The sequence below is a fragment of the Yoonia sp. D2-7 genome (assembly GCF_055809435.1).
On the sequence record NZ_JBVVTX010000005.1, the window covers coordinates 20,433 to 37,213 of the forward strand.

16 protein-coding genes are annotated in these 16,781 nt (G+C 56.0%); 10 read left to right on the forward strand and 6 right to left on the reverse strand.

Annotated elements, in window-relative coordinates; genetic code table 11:
• Positions 1-403: 403 nt before the first annotated feature.
• The 5 genes from AC0L7R_RS19040 to AC0L7R_RS19060 form a co-directional block, all read right to left on the reverse strand.
• Positions 404-2,113: a sulfate permease gene (locus AC0L7R_RS19040; RefSeq protein WP_473660928.1), complete on the reverse strand. Its 1,710-nt coding sequence runs from the start codon at positions 2,111-2,113 to the stop codon at positions 404-406.
• Positions 2,114-2,174: 61 nt separating this feature from the next.
• The gene (locus AC0L7R_RS19045; RefSeq protein WP_473660929.1) at positions 2,175-3,848 is read right to left on the reverse strand and encodes a TIGR01244 family sulfur transferase; all 1,674 of its coding nucleotides are present in this window, start codon (positions 3,846-3,848) and stop codon (positions 2,175-2,177) included.
• A gap of 14 nt (positions 3,849-3,862) precedes the next feature.
• Positions 3,863-4,744 (reverse strand): MBL fold metallo-hydrolase, encoded by an 882-nt coding sequence (locus tag AC0L7R_RS19050; RefSeq protein WP_247129791.1) that lies wholly within the window; start codon positions 4,742-4,744, stop codon positions 3,863-3,865.
• A 124-nt stretch (positions 4,745-4,868) separates the two neighbouring features.
• Positions 4,869-5,543: a helix-turn-helix domain-containing protein gene (locus AC0L7R_RS19055; RefSeq protein WP_473660931.1), complete on the reverse strand. Its 675-nt coding sequence runs from the start codon at positions 5,541-5,543 to the stop codon at positions 4,869-4,871.
• Positions 5,540-6,001 (reverse strand): RrF2 family transcriptional regulator, encoded by a 462-nt coding sequence (locus AC0L7R_RS19060; RefSeq protein WP_247129793.1) that lies wholly within the window; start codon positions 5,999-6,001, stop codon positions 5,540-5,542. The genes AC0L7R_RS19055 and AC0L7R_RS19060 overlap by 4 nt, the downstream gene beginning before the upstream one ends.
• Positions 6,002-6,109: 108 nt before the next feature.
• On the opposite strand from AC0L7R_RS19060, the gene AC0L7R_RS19065 reads away from it, so the two are divergent.
• The 9 genes from AC0L7R_RS19065 (at position 6,110) to AC0L7R_RS19105 (ending at position 14,562) form a co-directional block, all read left to right on the forward strand.
• A complete protein-coding gene (locus AC0L7R_RS19065) occupies positions 6,110-6,736 on the forward strand; it encodes a peroxiredoxin (RefSeq protein WP_473660933.1) in 627 nt (208 codons plus the stop codon).
• 30 nt (positions 6,737-6,766) lie between these two features.
• A complete protein-coding gene (locus AC0L7R_RS19070; protein WP_348106750.1) occupies positions 6,767-7,204 on the forward strand; it encodes an EF-hand domain-containing protein in 438 nt (145 codons plus the stop codon).
• Positions 7,205-7,265: 61 nt separating this feature from the next.
• Positions 7,266-8,675, forward strand: coding sequence for a cytochrome ubiquinol oxidase subunit I (locus tag AC0L7R_RS19075; protein WP_473660935.1), 1,410 nt, complete (start codon positions 7,266-7,268; stop codon positions 8,673-8,675).
• A complete protein-coding gene (gene cydB / locus AC0L7R_RS19080; RefSeq protein WP_473660937.1) occupies positions 8,675-9,676 on the forward strand; it encodes a cytochrome d ubiquinol oxidase subunit II in 1,002 nt (333 codons plus the stop codon). The genes AC0L7R_RS19075 and cydB overlap by 1 nt, the downstream gene beginning before the upstream one ends.
• Positions 9,676-9,768, forward strand: coding sequence for a DUF2474 family protein (locus AC0L7R_RS19085; protein WP_247129797.1), 93 nt, complete (start codon positions 9,676-9,678; stop codon positions 9,766-9,768). The genes cydB and AC0L7R_RS19085 overlap by 1 nt, the downstream gene beginning before the upstream one ends.
• 111 nt (positions 9,769-9,879) lie before the next feature.
• A complete protein-coding gene (locus AC0L7R_RS19090; protein ID WP_473660939.1) occupies positions 9,880-11,331 on the forward strand; it encodes an aldehyde dehydrogenase family protein in 1,452 nt (483 codons plus the stop codon).
• Positions 11,331-12,305, forward strand: coding sequence for a membrane dipeptidase (locus AC0L7R_RS19095; protein ID WP_473660941.1), 975 nt, complete (start codon positions 11,331-11,333; stop codon positions 12,303-12,305). The genes AC0L7R_RS19090 and AC0L7R_RS19095 overlap by 1 nt, the downstream gene beginning before the upstream one ends.
• On the forward strand, positions 12,305-13,984 hold the full coding sequence (locus tag AC0L7R_RS19100; protein WP_473661008.1) for a hypothetical protein: 1,680 nt from the start codon (positions 12,305-12,307) through the stop codon (positions 13,982-13,984). Before AC0L7R_RS19095 ends, AC0L7R_RS19100 begins: the two co-directional genes overlap by 1 nt.
• Complete coding sequence (locus AC0L7R_RS19105; protein ID WP_473660943.1) at positions 13,984-14,562, forward strand: DUF3726 domain-containing protein; 579 nt, start codon at positions 13,984-13,986, stop codon at positions 14,560-14,562. Before AC0L7R_RS19100 ends, AC0L7R_RS19105 begins: the two co-directional genes overlap by 1 nt.
• On the opposite strand, the gene AC0L7R_RS19110 is transcribed toward AC0L7R_RS19105, so the two are convergent.
• Positions 14,559-15,266, reverse strand: a complete 708-nt coding sequence (locus AC0L7R_RS19110) for an FCD domain-containing protein (protein ID WP_473660945.1) — start codon at positions 15,264-15,266, stop codon at positions 14,559-14,561. The genes AC0L7R_RS19105 and AC0L7R_RS19110 overlap by 4 nt on opposite strands.
• Positions 15,267-15,372: 106 nt before the next feature.
• Here AC0L7R_RS19110 and uxaC point away from each other — a divergent pair, with 106 nt between their 5' ends.
• Positions 15,373-16,779 carry a glucuronate isomerase gene (uxaC, locus tag AC0L7R_RS19115; protein WP_473660947.1) on the forward strand — a complete coding sequence of 469 codons (1,407 nt, stop codon included), beginning with the start codon at positions 15,373-15,375 and terminating at the stop codon, positions 16,777-16,779.
• Positions 16,780-16,781 lie beyond the last annotated feature (2 nt).

Genomic DNA, 16,781 nt, shown 5'->3' on the forward strand with positions numbered 1-16,781 from the left:
TTTGTTATTGACCAAAGCCGAGTGGTTGCCGCCGCTCGGCTTTGACGTTTTTAGCGCATGTTGATGGCTCCGCTGTGGATGGAGATCAGCAACACGGGTGCGGGCCGCGCTACGCGCGGTTGCAAGAGAAATGATTGGTGCCTATGCATATAGGTGTCCGCCTGATGGTCGGCCTTTGGCCGCTTATTCTTGGTATTTGTCTCTATATAGCCCGAAAAGCCATGACAATGGCAAGATTTTCTTTGCTTTGCGCATGCGGCGCATCTGGCTGTGGGTAACTTGCTGAAATCCTTGGTAAAATGTCGCGCAGCAGCAAATCTCAGGAAAATGTTCGAATAGTGAAATTGCCGAAAAGCATCGGCCCCCTGCGCGAATCTTGCGATAGGGCAGAGGGCGATTCTGTTTAGCTGGCGGCGACGGATCGTGCCGCTTCGAACTGCGACAGATACACATTGCCTGTGAGGTCGGACAAGAAGTGCTGTTCTTGCAGGCGGTCCATCACGGGGCCTTTGACCTCTGACAGGTGCAATTTGACGTCCATCTCGCGCAGGCGTTCGTTGATTGCTTCGAGCGATTCAAGTGCGCTGAGGTCGATTTCGTTGATCGCGGAGCACTGCAAAATGACGTGCCGGATTGCTTTATCACCTGCGACACGGGTCTGGATTTTGTCTTCCAAATAGCGGGCGTTTGCGAAGTACAGGCTTTCGTCCACCCGCAAAGTCACAACGTTAGGGTCTGTTTTTACGTCATGGCGCAGGATGTTGCGGTAGTGTTCGGTGCCGGGAACCTGCCCGACTTCGGCGATATGCGGTTTGGACGATTTGTAGAGATGTAGCAGGATCGACAGCCCGACGCCTGCGGACACGCCAACCTCAACCCCCAATGCAAGAGTCGCGAGGATCGTGGCGAGCACCGCTGCAAAGTCGGCTTTGGAATAGCCCCAGCTGCGTTTCAGGATCGAGAAATCCACAAGGCTGAGCACTGCGACGATGATGGTCGCGGCGAGCGTGGCCTTTGGCAGGAAATAGATCAGCGGGGTCAACGCGAGGGCGGCAATGGCGAGGCCCACGGCGGTGAATGCACCAGCGGCAGGGGTTTCTGCGCCCGCGTCAAAGTTCACAACGGACCGTGAAAATCCGCCCGTAACAGGGAAACCGCCAGTCAGCGACGCGCCAATGTTGGCTGCCCCAAGCCCGATCAGTTCTTGGTCAGGGTCGATGCGCTGACGCTTCTTGGCCGCCAAGGTTTGCGCTACGGATATCGATTCAACGAAGCCGATGATCGAGATCAAGAAGGCAGGCAGCAGCAGTTGGCTGAGCAGGGCAGGGGAGAACGACGGGAGCGTGAGGGGTGGCAGGCTTTGTGGGACGTCACCGACGATTTTGACGCCGGCGTCGTTCAAATTGAACAGCCAAACGGCGAGCGTCGTTGCGACGACCACAAAAACGGGGCCAGTTTTGACGAGAACGCCAGTTAGGCCAGCGCCGAAACCAAGGCTCTGTAACAGTGGTTTTAGGCCCTTCCGCACCCAAAACAGGAATGCTGTCGCGACAACACCAATGATCGCGGTGATCCAGTTCGTTTCTGGCAGGTGCTGGATGATCGAAATGACGAGTTCCAACAGACTATGTCCGTGGGCATCGATGCCAAGGATATGTTTCAGCTGGCTGGCTGCGATGATGATACCGGATGCGGTTATGAAACCTGCGATGACGGGGTGTGACAGAAAATTAGCCACGAATCCGAGCCTAAACAGGCCCATTGCGAGCAAAATCACACCTGAAAGTGCGGCCAGTGATAGGGCCGCGACCGCATATCCCATCGTGCCTTGTTCGACGATGTTGGACAAAGCAGCGGCTGTCATCAGCGACACAACGGCGACGGGCCCCACAGCGAGCGCGCGGCTGGTGCCGAAGATGGCGTATAGAATGATGGGCGCGATAGAGGCGTAAAGGCCTGCTTCCGGCGGCAGACCCGCAAGCAATGCGTAGGCCAGTGATTGCGGGATCAGCATGATCGTGACGATCAACGCCGCGACGAGGTCATTGGAAAAAGCGGACCGGTTATAGGCCCGCCCCCATGTGAGAATTGGCAGATAGTTGGACAGTGTCATGGTGACCTCGGGTGATTAAGTGGCCGCCCCTGCCTGTTCGCAACAGGGACGACCGAAGGCATTACGAAACGGTGATCTTTTCAGGCTTGGCCATCCATTCACGCCCTTTCAGCATGCCTTTCCAGTAAACAGGGGGCAGCATCTTTTCCTTCAGGAACCATGCCGCCCGTGTGGGTTTTGTGCCGTCGAGCAACGCTTTGGGAAAGCTCGGCAGCATTGTCCCGCCATACCCAAATTCGGCCAGCACGATTTTGCCGCGTTCCACGGTCAGCGGGCAAGATCCGTAGCCGTTGTATTGCGCGACAGGTGATCCGCCGTTGATGTCGGCCATGATGTTTTCGGCGACGATCGGCGCCTGGATCCGCGCGGCGGCGGCGGTTTTGGCGTTGGGTGCATTCATCACATCGCCTAGCGACCAGATGTTGTCGAAGGTTTTGTGGCGCAGGGTGCTTTGGTCCACATCGACCCAACCTGCCGCATCGGCCAGTGGTGACACGCGGATGAAATCAGGTGCCGTTTGCGGCGGGCAGACGTGCATCATGTCGAAATCCATTTCGACCCGTTCAACCGGTGTGTCTGGTTTTGCCACGTCGAACCACGCTTTTTTCGCAGGCCCGTCGACCGCCACAAGTGTATGGAAGAAGTTGAGCGTCGCGTCGTATTTCTTGACGTAGTCCATTAGGGCGGGGACGTAATCCTTGACCCCGAACAACACGCCGCCTGCGTTGTTGAACTGGATGTCGATGTTGTTGAGAACGCCGCGCCGGTGCCATGCGTCTCCGGACAGATACATCGCCTTTTGCGGCGCGCCCGCACATTTGATCGGCATCGGGGGCTGCGTAAAAATCGCGCGGCCCGATTTCATGTTCTCGACCAGTTCCCACGTATAGGGGGCAAGATCGTAGCGGTAGTTGGAGGTGACGCCGTTCTGGCCGAGTGTGTCGACAAGGCCGTCGATCTTATGCCAGTCGAGCTTAATGCCCGGACACACGATCAAGCGATCATATTTCACCACACGACAGCCATCGAGGATGACGGCGTTATTGGCAGGTTCGAACGCGGCGACTGCGGATTTGATCCAATGCACGCCTTTTGGGATCAGTGATCCCATGGTGCGGGCTGTGTCTTGGGCGTCGAAAATACCGCCGCCGACCATCGTCCAACCGGGTTGGTAATAGTGGATGTCAGCCGGATCGATGATCGCGATCTCAAGGTTTTCGCGGCGTGATTTCAGGCTGGCGGCGGCGGCAATCCCGCCTGCACCTGCCCCGACGATGACGATGTCGTATTGCGCGTCGCCTGTGTCCGTTGGCGTTTTGCCACCGTTCACGATCCGGCGAACCACGCCGCCCATGTCGTAACCCGCCGCTTTGGTCGCGGCGAGAATATCGGCAAGGGTGCGTTTTTCGGCTTGGCCGAGCGACCAAAGCGTGGTGGACCGTGTACCTGTCCGGCAATAGGCCAGCACCGGACCGGGCAATTCGGTCAGCGCGGTGTCAAAGGCGTCGGCGTCGTCATCGGACACTTTGCCAGGGGTGATCGGCTGATAAACAGCTTCGATGCCGTGCTTTTTCGCGGCTTTTGCGATTTCGTCAAAGGTCGGTTGATCCGCCCCTTCGCCATCGGGGCGGTTACAGATGATGCCGCGAAAGCCGGCGTCTTTGATGGCCTGCATATCGGCCGCAAGGATTTGGGCGCTGACCGAAAGGCCAGCGGTAAGTGTCTTCATTTCCATTGTTCTAACCTGACTTAGATGCCGTTTACGGGAACTTTGAGCATTGGATTGCCGTCTTTGTCTGTCGGCACTTCACCTGCGCGCATGTTCACTTGCAGTGACGGGATGATCAGTTTTGGTACGGCGAGCTGTGCATCGCGTTCGGTCCGGAACTTGATGAAATCTTCACGGGACTTGCCGCCGCCAACATGGATGTTGTCACGTTTTTGTTCGCCGACGGTGGTTTCCCATTCGATCGCACGGCCATTCGGGCCATAGTCGTGGCACATGTACAGGCGCATGTCGTCTGGCAGCGCCAGTACTTTTTGGATGCTGTCGTACAATTCGCCTGCGTCACCGCCCGGGAAATCGGCCCGCGCTGATCCGCCGTCGGGCATGAACAATGTGTCGCCTGCGAAGGCCGCGTCGCCAGCCACATGCACCATGCAGGCCGGAGTGTGACCCGGTGTGTACATCGCAAATGCGGGCATTGTGCCGATCATGTAGCCGTCGCCGTCTTTAAACAGCGCATCAAACTGCGATCCGTCGCGTTCGAATTCGGTGCCTTCGTTGAAGATTTTGCCAAACGTTTCCTGAATGACCAAAATCTTTTCGCCAACACCGATTTTGCCGCCCAGTTTGTCTTGGATGTAGGGGGCCGCACTGAGGTGGTCGGCGTGAACGTGGGTTTCAATAATCCAGTCAACAATCAGGCCGCGTTCCTTGATTTCCGCGATCAGTTTGTCGGCGGCTTCATAGGTGATCCGGCCGGCAGCATAGTCGATATCCATGACGCTATCGATGATCGCGCAGTGGTCGCTGTTGGGATCTTTCACGATGTAGGTGATCGTGTTTGTGGCTTCGTCAAAGTGGGCCGAAACATCGGGTTTGACGGACATATCAACAGGATAGTTCATGAGTATACCTCGTTTTGGTTGGGCGCGGACAGCGGTGATTCTGTCGTTGCCTGTAAAAGCTATATCTTATGTAGTCCTTTTGCCGGATATCTTTGGTGATATTGTCACCAAGCCACAAAAACCTTTACGTATTATGATTTGCGAGCTTTTCGAGTTCGACCCTGTTGCGCAAACTGACCTTGCCGCGGGCCTGTTCGATCCAACCACGCCGTTGGAATTCCTGCAACTGGCGTGACACGACTTCGCGGGCGGTGCCCAGTTCGACGGACAGTTTCTGATGCGTCGTGGCGATGTCATCTTTCCCTTCCGACAAGGCGATCAGTTTGTCCGCGAGCCGCACATCAAGCCGTTGAAACGCGACTTCGTCGATCATCAAGAACAGATCGGTGATCCGTTTGGAAAACGCTGCAAAAACGAAGTCACGGAAATCTTTGGATTGAGACACCAGGTCATCGAATACGATACGCGGCACGGCGGCGGCTTGCACCATGGTTTCTGTGATCCCTTCCGCTGAGTAATCGTCGTAGGCCAAAAGGCAGGCGGTGGTCAGCACGCAACTTTGCCCCGCGTTGATCCGATAGAGCACGATTTCGTGGCCCGTTTCCGAGACTTGTTGCACCCGCACCGTACCGTCCAACAGGAACAGCATGTTTTCAGGCGATTTTCCCGGTCCGAACATCATCGTGTTTTTCGGGACTTCGATGATTGTGCTGCGTGACACTAACAGGTCTTTGATCGGGGCCTTGAGCCGCGACAATCCGGGAAAGCGGTCCACCCAAAGGTCGGTTGTTTCAGTCATGGCGCGGCCTTTTCACGTGGAAGTTCAAGCGGTGCAATCCGGTCGAGCAGTTGCCCCTTGTTCGCAGAAATATCCGCGATTGTCAGGTCATCCAACACGGCCATGAAGGCGGCGGTGGCTTCTTGCATTTTGCGCGACAGGATGCAGATGCCCATCAGGGGGCAGGTGTTTTTTTCGGGGTTAAAGCATTCGACGACGTCCAACGGTCCTTCGGTAATGCGCACCACATCACCCACGATAATATCCTTGGCGTCACGCGCCAGCCGAAACCCGCCGCCACGCCCACGTACCGTTTCAAGATATCCTGCACGTCCGAGTTCATGGACGATCTTCATAATGTGAGGGCGGGACAGATTGTGAATCTTCGCCACATCATCGACCCGCACAAGGTCTGGCGATTTCAGCGCGGCGAGCTGGAGAGATCGCATCGCGTAGTTGGTATAGCTGGTCAGTTTCATGGGTGCATCCTGTTGTCGCACCTAAAAGATACATTCAAAGTATTGCTTTTGTAAATGGGTAGGTCTACATCCCGTTTAAACCACTATTTCAAATATAGGATAAACGACATGAGCCTTCGCATCGGTGACACCGCCCCGAACTTTGACGCTGACACAACCACTGGCCCGATTAACTTTCACGATTGGATCGGTGACGATTGGGCGTTCTTTTTCAGCCACCCCGCTGACTTTACCCCTGTGTGCACAACCGAAATGGGGCGCACATCGCAGCTTGCCGATCAATTTGCATCCCGCGGTGTGAAACCGATTGGTCTGTCGACAGATACTGTCGCAGAACATGTGAAATGGATCGACGACGTGAACGACACGCAGAACACAAACCTCGTGTTCCCGATTGTGGCCGACGCGACCCTGACCGTCGCCAAAGCATACGACATGATCCACCCCAGCGAGAGCGAAACTGCCGCTGTCCGGTCTGTGTTCATCATTGATCCTGATAAGAAAATTCGCCTGACCATGACCTATCCCATGAGCGTCGGTCGGAACTTTGACGAAATTCTGCGTGTCATTGATGCCCTGCAGACGGGCGACAAATACAAGATCGCAACACCTGCGGATTGGACGCCGGGCGATGATGTGATCATCCCGCCATCCGTGTCGGATGCGGATGCAAAGACCGCATTCCCGCAAGGATTTGAAACGCTGCGCCCTTACCTGCGCACGGTCAAAATCTAACCTTTGCGCCCAATTCAATCGGAGACGACCATGACAAAAACACTTCTTATTGCTGCCGCCCTTGCGATCAGCCCGCTTGCCGCTTTCGCAGAAGAAACTCCGGGTGCACATTTCCTGCTAAACTGGGATCTGGACGAAGACGGCAGCGTCACAGTCGCAGAGGCGACAACGCGTCGCGGCGACGTCTTCTACATGTTTGACCAAGATGAAAACGACGTCTTGGATGCCGCCGAATATGTTCTTTTCGACGAAACCCGCGCGGCGGATATGGAGAACAATGCAGGCGGTCACGGAAAAGGTGGCCACCGGATGCAGGTTGGACTGACGATGGATTTCAACGATACGGATGCAAACGGCGAAGTGACCCGCGCAGAGTTCGTGGACAACACCGCCCGCTGGATTGCAGATGTGGACCGCGACGGGGACGGTGCGATCACTGCCGCCGACTTTGGCCCGAAACGAAACTGACAAGTGCATCAGATGCACTATATCGTATGGTGCATCTGACCTTACACAATGAGGCATGACAATGTTTGACGGCCTGACTGCTGAAACGCTCGCACGGATGCAATTTGCATTCACGGTGTCGTTTCACATCATCTTTCCCGCGTTCTCGATCGGATTGGCCAGTTTTCTGGCGGTCCTGAACGGGCTATATCTATGGACCCGCGACCAGACGTATCTGGCGTTGTTCAACTATTGGAAAAAGATTTTCGCCGTGGCGTTCGGTATGGGCGTCGTGTCGGGCATTGTGATGTCTTACCAATTTGGCACGAACTGGTCCGTGTTTTCGGATAAGACCGGACCGATCCTTGGGCCGTTGATGGCCTACGAAGTATTGTCGGCCTTTTTCCTAGAGGCGGGCTTTCTGGGCATCATGCTGTTTGGCCGCGCCCGTGTGGGCGACAAGCTGCACATGTTCGCGACCGCAATGGTGGCGTTTGGCACGTTGATGTCCGCCACTTGGATTTTGTCGGTGAATTCGTGGATGCAGACGCCTGCGGGATATTCCATCAATGAATTGGGCCAGTTTGTACCCGAAGACTGGTGGGCTATCGTGTTTAACCCGTCGTTCCCATATCGGCTGGTGCATATGGTGTTGGCCGCCTATCTGACGACTGCGCTGGTTGTTGGCGGGGCAGGGGCGCTGCATTTGCTGCGTGATCGCGCAGATGCCGCCGCGCGCCGGATGTTTTCGATGGCGATGTGGATGCTCATCGTAGTGGCACCATTGCAAATTCTTGCGGGTGATTTCCACGGTTTGAATACGTTGGAACACCAGCCTGCCAAGATCATGGCGATGGAAGGCCATTACGACAGCCATCCCGACGGTGCGCCGTTGATCCTGTTTGGTATTCCGAATGCGGAAGAAAAGCGGATCGATTACGCGATTGAAATCCCGAAACTGTCGAGCTTGATCCTCAAACACCATTGGGACGCGCCGCTGGACGGTCTTGATACGATCCCGGACGAGGATGAACCGCCAGTCGCGATCGTGTTCTGGAGCTTCCGCGTGATGGTCGGTCTTGGTTTTGCGATGTTGGGTCTGGGTGCGTGGTCATTGTGGCGGCGCTTGCGGGGCAAGTTGTACGATGACAAATGGCTGCACCGGACATCTGTTTTGATGGGACCGATGGGGTTTGTCGCGGTGTTGGCCGGATGGATCACCACCGAAGTCGGGCGTCAGCCGTTCACCGTTTACGGATTGCTGCGCACCTCTGATAGTTTGGCCCCTGTTGCAGCACCTGCGGTTGCCGCATCTTTGCTGGCCTTCATCATCGTTTATTTCTTCGTCTTTGGCGCAGGTACGTTTTACCTGCTGCGGATGATGGGCAAACCTGTTGGCACACTCGACCCACTGCGCGCGGATGGCCCCATTCGGACCGCTGGCATCACGCCGATCCAGCAAACCGAAGTCCACGAAAAAGGAGCCGTCTGATGTTTGAACTTTCCTTTATCTGGGCAGGTATCATCGCCTTCGCGGTGCTGACCTATGTGATCCTTGATGGTTTTGATCTGGGTGTCGGGATTTTGTTCCCGACAGCCGAAAGCGAACGCGAAAAAGCGACCATGATGAATTCCATAGCACCCATCTGGGACGGGAATGAAACATGGCTGGTGCTGGGCGGCGGCGGATTGTTTGCCGTTTTCCCGCTGGCCTATGCCGTGATCATGCCTGCGCTTTACATGCCGATCATTCTGATGCTGCTCGCGTTGATCTTTCGCGGCGTGGCGTTTGAATACCGCTGGCGGACAGAACGGTGGAAACCGGTTTGGGACGTTGCATTTTTTGGCGGATCAGTGGTGGCGGCATTTATGCAAGGGATCGCGCTTGGCGCGTTGGTGCAGGGGATCACGGTTGCGGATCGGGCCTATGCTGGCGGCTGGTGGGATTGGTTAAGCGTGTTTTCCGTGCTGACCGGCGTCGCGGTTGTTGTGGGCTATGCATTGCTTGGCGCCACATGGATCATCATGAAAACCGAAGGTGAATTGCAACGCAAAATGCAGCGGTATGCGTGGTATCTCGGGGCAGGCACGTTGGCCTTTATTGGCCTGGTTAGCATCCTGACGCCGTTCCAGGATGCGGTCTATTTTGAGCGTTGGTTTGCGATGCCGGGCGTATTCCTGAGCGTGGGAATGCCCGCGGCGGTTCTTGTGTCGGCGTGGGCGTTGTTCACAGGGCTGAACGCGGGCCGCGATGCGCAACCGTTCTTGGCGGCCTTGGCGATCTTTGTGCTGTGTTTTATCGGGATCGGGATCAGCTTTTACCCGAATATCGTCCCGCCAAGTCTGACCATCGCCGAAGCAGCGGCCCCCGACGAAAGCCTGCGCTTTGCGCTTGTTGGCACGGTCGTGCTGGTCCCGATGATCCTGATTTATACCGCCTACGCCTATTGGGTGTTTCGCGGGAAAATCGACCCCGACGAAGGGTACCACTGATGAAGCGGATCGCATGGTTTATCGCGATTTGGATCGCAAGCGTGGCGGTGCTGGGCATCGTCGCGTTTGCGATCCGCACTGTGTTGTTGTGATCTAGGTCGCTGCATCATCTGTGCGCCCTTTGCGTCGGTGCGAATAAATTTGACGGAATCAATCCGTTTCGACAACGTGCTCTGAACTAAATACAAACAGGGGCGCGGAACGTGAGCGACACCAAACTGAATTACATCGCTGGGGCATGGGTTGCCGGTGAAAGTGAGATCGAAAACCGCAATCCGTCTGATGTGACGGATCTGGTTGGGATGTTCACGCAGGCCCGTGCGGATCAACTTGATCTGGCGATTGGAAAAGCCCACGCCGCACAACGCGAATGGGCGGCATATGGTTTGGAACGTAAGCAGGCCGTCCTGAATGCAATCGGGACAGAAATGATGGCGCGGGCGGAAGAACTCGGTACTTTGTTGTCCCGCGAAGAAGGCAAACCATTGGCTGAAGGGAAAGGCGAGGTGTACCGCGCCGGTCAGTTCTTCACGTATTATGCCGCCGAATGTCTGCGTCAGATTGGCGAAAACGCGGATTCCGTGCGTGATGGTATCGAGATCGACGTGCGCCGCGAACCTGTGGGTGTGGTCGCGATCATTTCACCTTGGAATTTCCCGACGGCGACCGCGTCTTGGAAAATCGCGCCTGCGCTTTGCTACGGGAACGCCGTGATCTGGAAACCGGCCAATATGACACCCGCATCCGCCGTCGCGTTAACAGAAATCATCGCAAAGCAAGACATCCCCGACGGGTTGTTTTCGTTGGTGATGGGGGCGGGCGGTGCCATCGGTCAACGCCTTGTCGAAAGCGGCGGCGTGAACGCGGTGTCCTTTACGGGGTCCGTGCCTGTTGGACGCGGAATTGCCGCAACGGCCATCGGGAATTTCACCAAGGTACAGTTGGAAATGGGGTCCAAGAACGCCTTTGCCATCATGGATGACGCGGATTTGGACCTTGCCGTGACGCTGTCCTTGGGCGGTGCATTTGGCGGGACCGGACAAAAATGCACGGCATCGTCGCGACTGGTGGTGCATGAAGCGGTGCACGATGCATTTGTCGAAAAGCTGGTCGCGGGTGCGCAAGCGATGAAGGTCGGGCACGCTTTAGAAACAGGCACACAGATTGGTCCGGTTGTGAGCGAACAGCAGTTGTCTGAAAACCTAGCATACGTTGATCTTGGGAAATCCGAAGGGGCGGAACTGGCCTGCGGCGGTGTGCGGCTCGATATGCCGCATGACGGGTTTTACATGTCGCCGGGTGTGTTCCTTGGCACCAACAACGCCATGCGGATCAACCGCGAAGAAATGTTCGCGCCGCTGACATCTGTGATCAAAGTGGGATCATACGATGAAGCGTTGAGCGTCGTGAACGACACGAAATTCGGTTTGACGTCGGGGATCGTGACGAAATCACTGGCGCGCGCCAACCACTTCCGCCGCAATGCCCAGACCGGTGTCGTGACGATCAATTTACCGACGGCGGGCACCGATTACCACGTGCCATTTGGCGGCCGCGGCGACAGTTCTTACGGACCACGTGAACAGGGCAAGGCTGCGGCGGAATTCTACACCACAGTGAAAACTGCCTACATCAGCGCGGGCACGCCAGACTGATGCGGATCGATGGGCTGCAATACGCGAATTGGTCGGAAAAGATTTTTCGACAAATGCGGATCGGGGGCGTGGACGCGGTTCACGTCACCATCGCCTACCACGAGATGTTTCGCGAAACGGTCCTGAACTTTGAACAGTGGAACCGCTGGTTCGAACAATACGACGACCTGATTATCAAAGGTCTAACTGCCGCTGATATTGATCGGGCAAAGGCGACAGGTCGCACCGCGATATTCTTTGGGTTTCAGAACCCCAGCCCGATTGAAGACGACATTGGGTTGGTCGAGATTAACCATACGCTTGGCGCGCGGTTCATGCAGCTGACCTATAACAACCAATCACTGCTTGCGACGGGATGTTATGAAGCCGAAGATATGGGTTTGACCCGCATGGGCCGCGAAGTGGTGCGTGAAATGAACCGCGTGGGGCTTGTTGTGGACATGAGCCATTCAGCGGATCGGTCCACGATTGAAGCAGCTGATTTCTCGGACCGCCCGATTGCGATCACACATGCCAACCCGCACGAATGGTGCCCTGCGCTGCGCAACAAAAAAGACGACGTGATCAGGGCGGTCACGCAAAACGGCGGGATGCTCGGGTTTTCGCTGTACCCGCATCATCTGAAGGACAAGACGGACTGCACGCTGACCAGCTTTTGCGAAATGGTTGCGCGGACGGCGGATAAATTCGGTGTTGATCACCTTGGTATAGGCTCTGATCTTTGTCAGGATCATCCCGATAGTGTCGTCGAATGGATGCGGACGGGGCGATGGACAAAAACCATCGACTACGGCGAAGGATCAGCTGCCGCACCTGGGTTTCCGGACATGCCGGATTGGTTCCAGGATAACCGCGATTTCCCCAATATAGAGACTGGATTGCGGGCGGTCGGGATGTCTGACGACGAGGTTGGAAAGATCATGGGCGGCAATTGGTACCGCTTTTTCGCCGCGAATTTTGGTCCAGCCACATGATGGATCGCATCACAGATATCACGCGCCGGCCGCCTGATGTTGTGATGCGATTAAGTAGACTTGGGTCGTTCCACCAAAGCAGGCTTAGCTTTATGCGTGTTCTGACACGGCGTATGGCGGGCGAAAGCTGGGACTTCACACGGCCGATTTTTGACATTGATCAGACTGGTGTGGGGTATGCCGTCTACACCGCGCGTGGGCCCGCGCGTTCATATTCGTTAATCGCGTTTGCCCATGATCTACCCGCAGCCAAACGGTCGGATCGGGTCATCGCAGATGCGTGGGATGCGACGTTTACCCTGTTTGATGGCGTGCCGACGCAGGCTGATATCGACAGGCTGGCGCAAAACGTGCCGTTGCAGGAAGCAGGTCGCGTTTCGGCCAAAGAATTGACCCTATCACGGGCAAATCGGTCGGTTCGGTTATGGTCGCATGTCGTCACAGCACTTGCGGATGGGCGGCAACCCGATGTCGATCAGATCGATGCCGTTGGCTACCTGATGCGCACAACCGCTGTTTACGGGTCCGGTAAATTCGGGGCGGCGGATCGCGAAACCATCGCGGATCGACCTGAGCTGACCGTGCCATTTCAGGCCGAGATGTTAACGGTTTACCTGATCCGGACCTTCGTGCGTGACCTTGTGCAACACATGGCGCGTGTGGAAGGGGGCGACAAGGCGGTCGCGTTGAACCCTGCAATCGCGCAAAGTCTGGGGATCGGCAATTCGACGGGTCTGGGGATGGCCCCGTTTATCATCAACCATCCGGTTTTATTCAACAATTGGATCATTGCCCGAGAAGAGGCAATTGCCCGCGTCCGGCGTGTGCAAGTCGCAACTGCCGATGAACTGCGCATGTTTGACACGTTGTTTGCCCGCGTCGCGAAGTCTGTTGGCGAATGGCGGTCTGAACATCCGGTACAGGTCGCCAAACTGGCGGATTTGCATGACGATTTGCAGCAGATACAGGCCCACCGGAAAACGGCATTTGATGGCGAATTCCCGTGGAATAGACTCTGGTTATGGGCGTTTGAATCGCTGAGCGAAGAAGGTCAAGAACTCGTCGCCTCGCTTATGTTGGAATCCTATCCGGATTTGGTCGACGGGCTGGCGGATTGCATGGCGGATACGTTCGAAAAATCGTTCCGCATTGATGGCACGATGACAGTGGGTCATCTGCGCGTGATCCTGGCAGATGTCTACGGCTGGGCTGCGGATATCGATTGGGCCGCGGCGGAACACTGCGCGCGCGCGTGGTACGTGTCGGCGGAAAAGCTGGAACCGCGCCTTGGGGAGCGTTTCGAAGAACCGATAGCAGCCTTTGAACAACCCTTGGCCCCCGCGCGTGATGCGGTTTCGCTAATGCGCGATCTTGCTAGTATTGCAGATGAAACGCTGGTTGCGACGGTTCTGCTGGACCATCCCGAACATCGGCAGGCGGTGAAGCGGGCGCAGCTGACGCGCGCCGCGCCTTACGGTGAAATCCGCGACAATACGATTAGCGCCGCGGTTATGCCGATTGATATGCTGCGCGCGAAGTTGTCGTTTTTTGGGGCAATCCATTTCGATCCGCGATCTGATCGCTGGGTCCGTATCTGCATGTACAAGGGCGCACCGTATCCCGAGGATTTATCGCCTGAGACGTCCGATTTGTGGGTCTATCCCACGGGATACGCGTGATGTTTTCGCTGAACGAAGTCGAAGCGACTGCCAAAAAAGCAGCGCGGGGTGCGGGATATTCTTGGGGCGTCGCGGACGAGGCCGGATTTGCTGCGCATTGGTTAACCGCACGCGGGGTGGACGGATGTGCGGCGTTGGCAGCTTTGTTGCGCCGGATGGATGGCGTGGATTTTAACGCTGCAAAACCAGTCATGACGCAGGACGATTGGGCGGCGGCTGGCCCTTTGTGCCCATTGTCGACGGGGTGTTTGATGTCGGATCTTGGGCGGCGTGACTATAGTATAGGCCCAGTTGCGGTGCCGATATTGGTGTTGCCATTTATCGCGGGGCAGGGTGGCGCGACCATCGAAACTGCGACCGGGACCGTGACCACGGACGGCGACGGCGTCTGTATCAGTGGAAGAATTGACGGATTTGCGTCCAGCATGTCAGTGGCTGCGCCGATGGTGATGCCCCACCGACTAGACCGATCGGATCGGGCGAACCCTGACCCTGCGGCTTGGGCAACGCTATTGGTGTTTGCGCACCGCACCTATGCCCCGGCGACCGAAGAAAGCCGTTTGAAAGGGGCCGGTTAAGGCAGTGCATCTTTCGCGTTTGGATCGAAATACGTGGGTCTTGCAGCGACAATGTCGGGCAACGTGTTCATGACTGCGCTGATGTGGTGCCGCAATTCGGCCTCTGCTTTTGCCGCATCCGCGTTCACGATAGCGTCTAGAATGCGGTCGTGTTCGAGGATGACTTCTTTGTAGCGTTCGTGCGAAAGCGTCAAAAAACGGATGCGATCAAGGTGCGCTTTTTGGGCGCGGATTAGTGACCAAACGTGTGTGTGTCCGGAATGGGCGCAGATGATTTCGTGGAATGCTTCATCGAGTATGTGAAAGCCCGCAGCATCATTTGGTTTGCATGTGCGCTGTTCTGACAGGTTGTGTGTTAACGCATCTATTAATTTTGCGAGGTCTTTGGTCATCGCCACCCGAAGGCTTTCGACCTCTAGCGCCGTGCGGGTGAACATCGCGTCTTTGACCGCCTGAACCGAAATCGGCGTGATTAAAGTCGCACGTTGTGGCCTGATCGCGAGGAACCCGAGGTTGGATAATCGAAAAAATGCGTCGCGGACAGGTTGACGCGATACGGCGAGCTGTTTGGCAATATCTTGTTCTGAAACGCGTGCACCCGGTGGCAGTTTCGCGTGCACGATTGCATCATAAAGCGCATCAAACACCGTGTCCGTTGCGGACCCTGTGGGCGCGTCGATGGGATCAAATACGATTGCATTCATGGTGTGCCCTGTGTGCTTTTGTGGGACGATAGCCTCATTTCAACTTTGACTCAACTGACCGACTAGCATATTAGTGTACCAGTTCCGTTATGGGGGGGATTTCGGCATGCCATTAAACGACCCTGATCGTCTGTTTCCGATTGATCCGCGCCAGCGGGATATGACGCGTGCGCTGTATCAAAGCGTGGCTGATCTGCCGATCATTAGTCCCCATGGGCATTGTGATCCGCAATGGTTCGCAGAGGATGAGCGTTTTGGTAACCCCGCTGAATTGTTTGTGATTCCAGATCATTACGTGTTTCGCATGTTGGTGTCGCAAGGTGTTCCGATGGCTGATTTGGGCATTCCACGCGCCGATGGTGGCGCCGTTGAACGTGACCCGCGCCAGATTTGGAACCGGTTTGCGGCACATTATCATTTGTTCCGCGGGACGCCGTCGTCGATCTGGCTTGATCATGCGTTCGAACATGTTTTCGGGGTTGGTGAGGTGCTGTCACCTAAAACTGCGGGCGTGATTTACGATCAAATCGAAGCGCAACTTGCGACTGATGCGTTCCGCCCACGTGCTCTTTTCGATGGGTTTAACATCGAATTGCTTGCGACGACCGAAGGTGCATTGGATGACTTGAAGTGGCACAAAATGATTGCGGATAGCGGTTGGCAGGGGCGCGTGATCACAACCTATCGCCCCGACGCTGTTGTTGACCCCGAATTCGAAGGCTTTGCGCAGAACTTGCGTGATTTTGGCGAGATCACGGGCGAGGATACACGCAGTTGGTCGGGTTATCTTGTGGCGCACCGCAAGCGGCGTGCATTTTTCCGCGAAAACGGTGCAACTGCGACGGATCACGGGCATCCGTCTGCGCACACGGCCAATTTGAGCAGCACGGATGCAGAAGCGTTGTTCATCAAGATTAACAGTGGCTATTTCAACGCGGTCGAAGCCGAAGAATTTCGCGGCCAGATGCTGACCGAGATGGCGAAGATGTCGTTGGATGACGGCATGACCATGCAAATTCACGCGGGTTCGCGGCGCAACCATTCTGCGCGCGTCTTTGCGGAATTTGGCCGCGATAAGGGGTTCGATATTCCGGGCCGTACTGATTACGTCACGGGCCTGAAACCGATGTTAGATGCCGTTGGGATGGACCCTGATCTGACTATCATCCTGTTTACATTGGACGAAACTGTTTATGCGCGCGAACTTGCGCCGCTTGCCGGTGCTTATCCTGCCCTAAAGCTGGGCCCGCCGTGGTGGTTCCATGATAGTTATGAAGGCATCAAGCGGTTCCGCGAAAATACCACCGAAACCTGCGGATTCTATAACACTGCCGGTTTCAATGACGACACCCGCGCCTTTTGTTCGATCCCCGCCCGCCACGATGTGTCACGTCGATCTGACTGCGCGTATTTGTCCACGCTTGTGATGACCGGACGGTTGCGCGAGCAAGACGCTTTTGAAGTCGCGCATGACCTTTCCTACGGCCTTGCCAAAACTGCCTATAACCTCTGAAC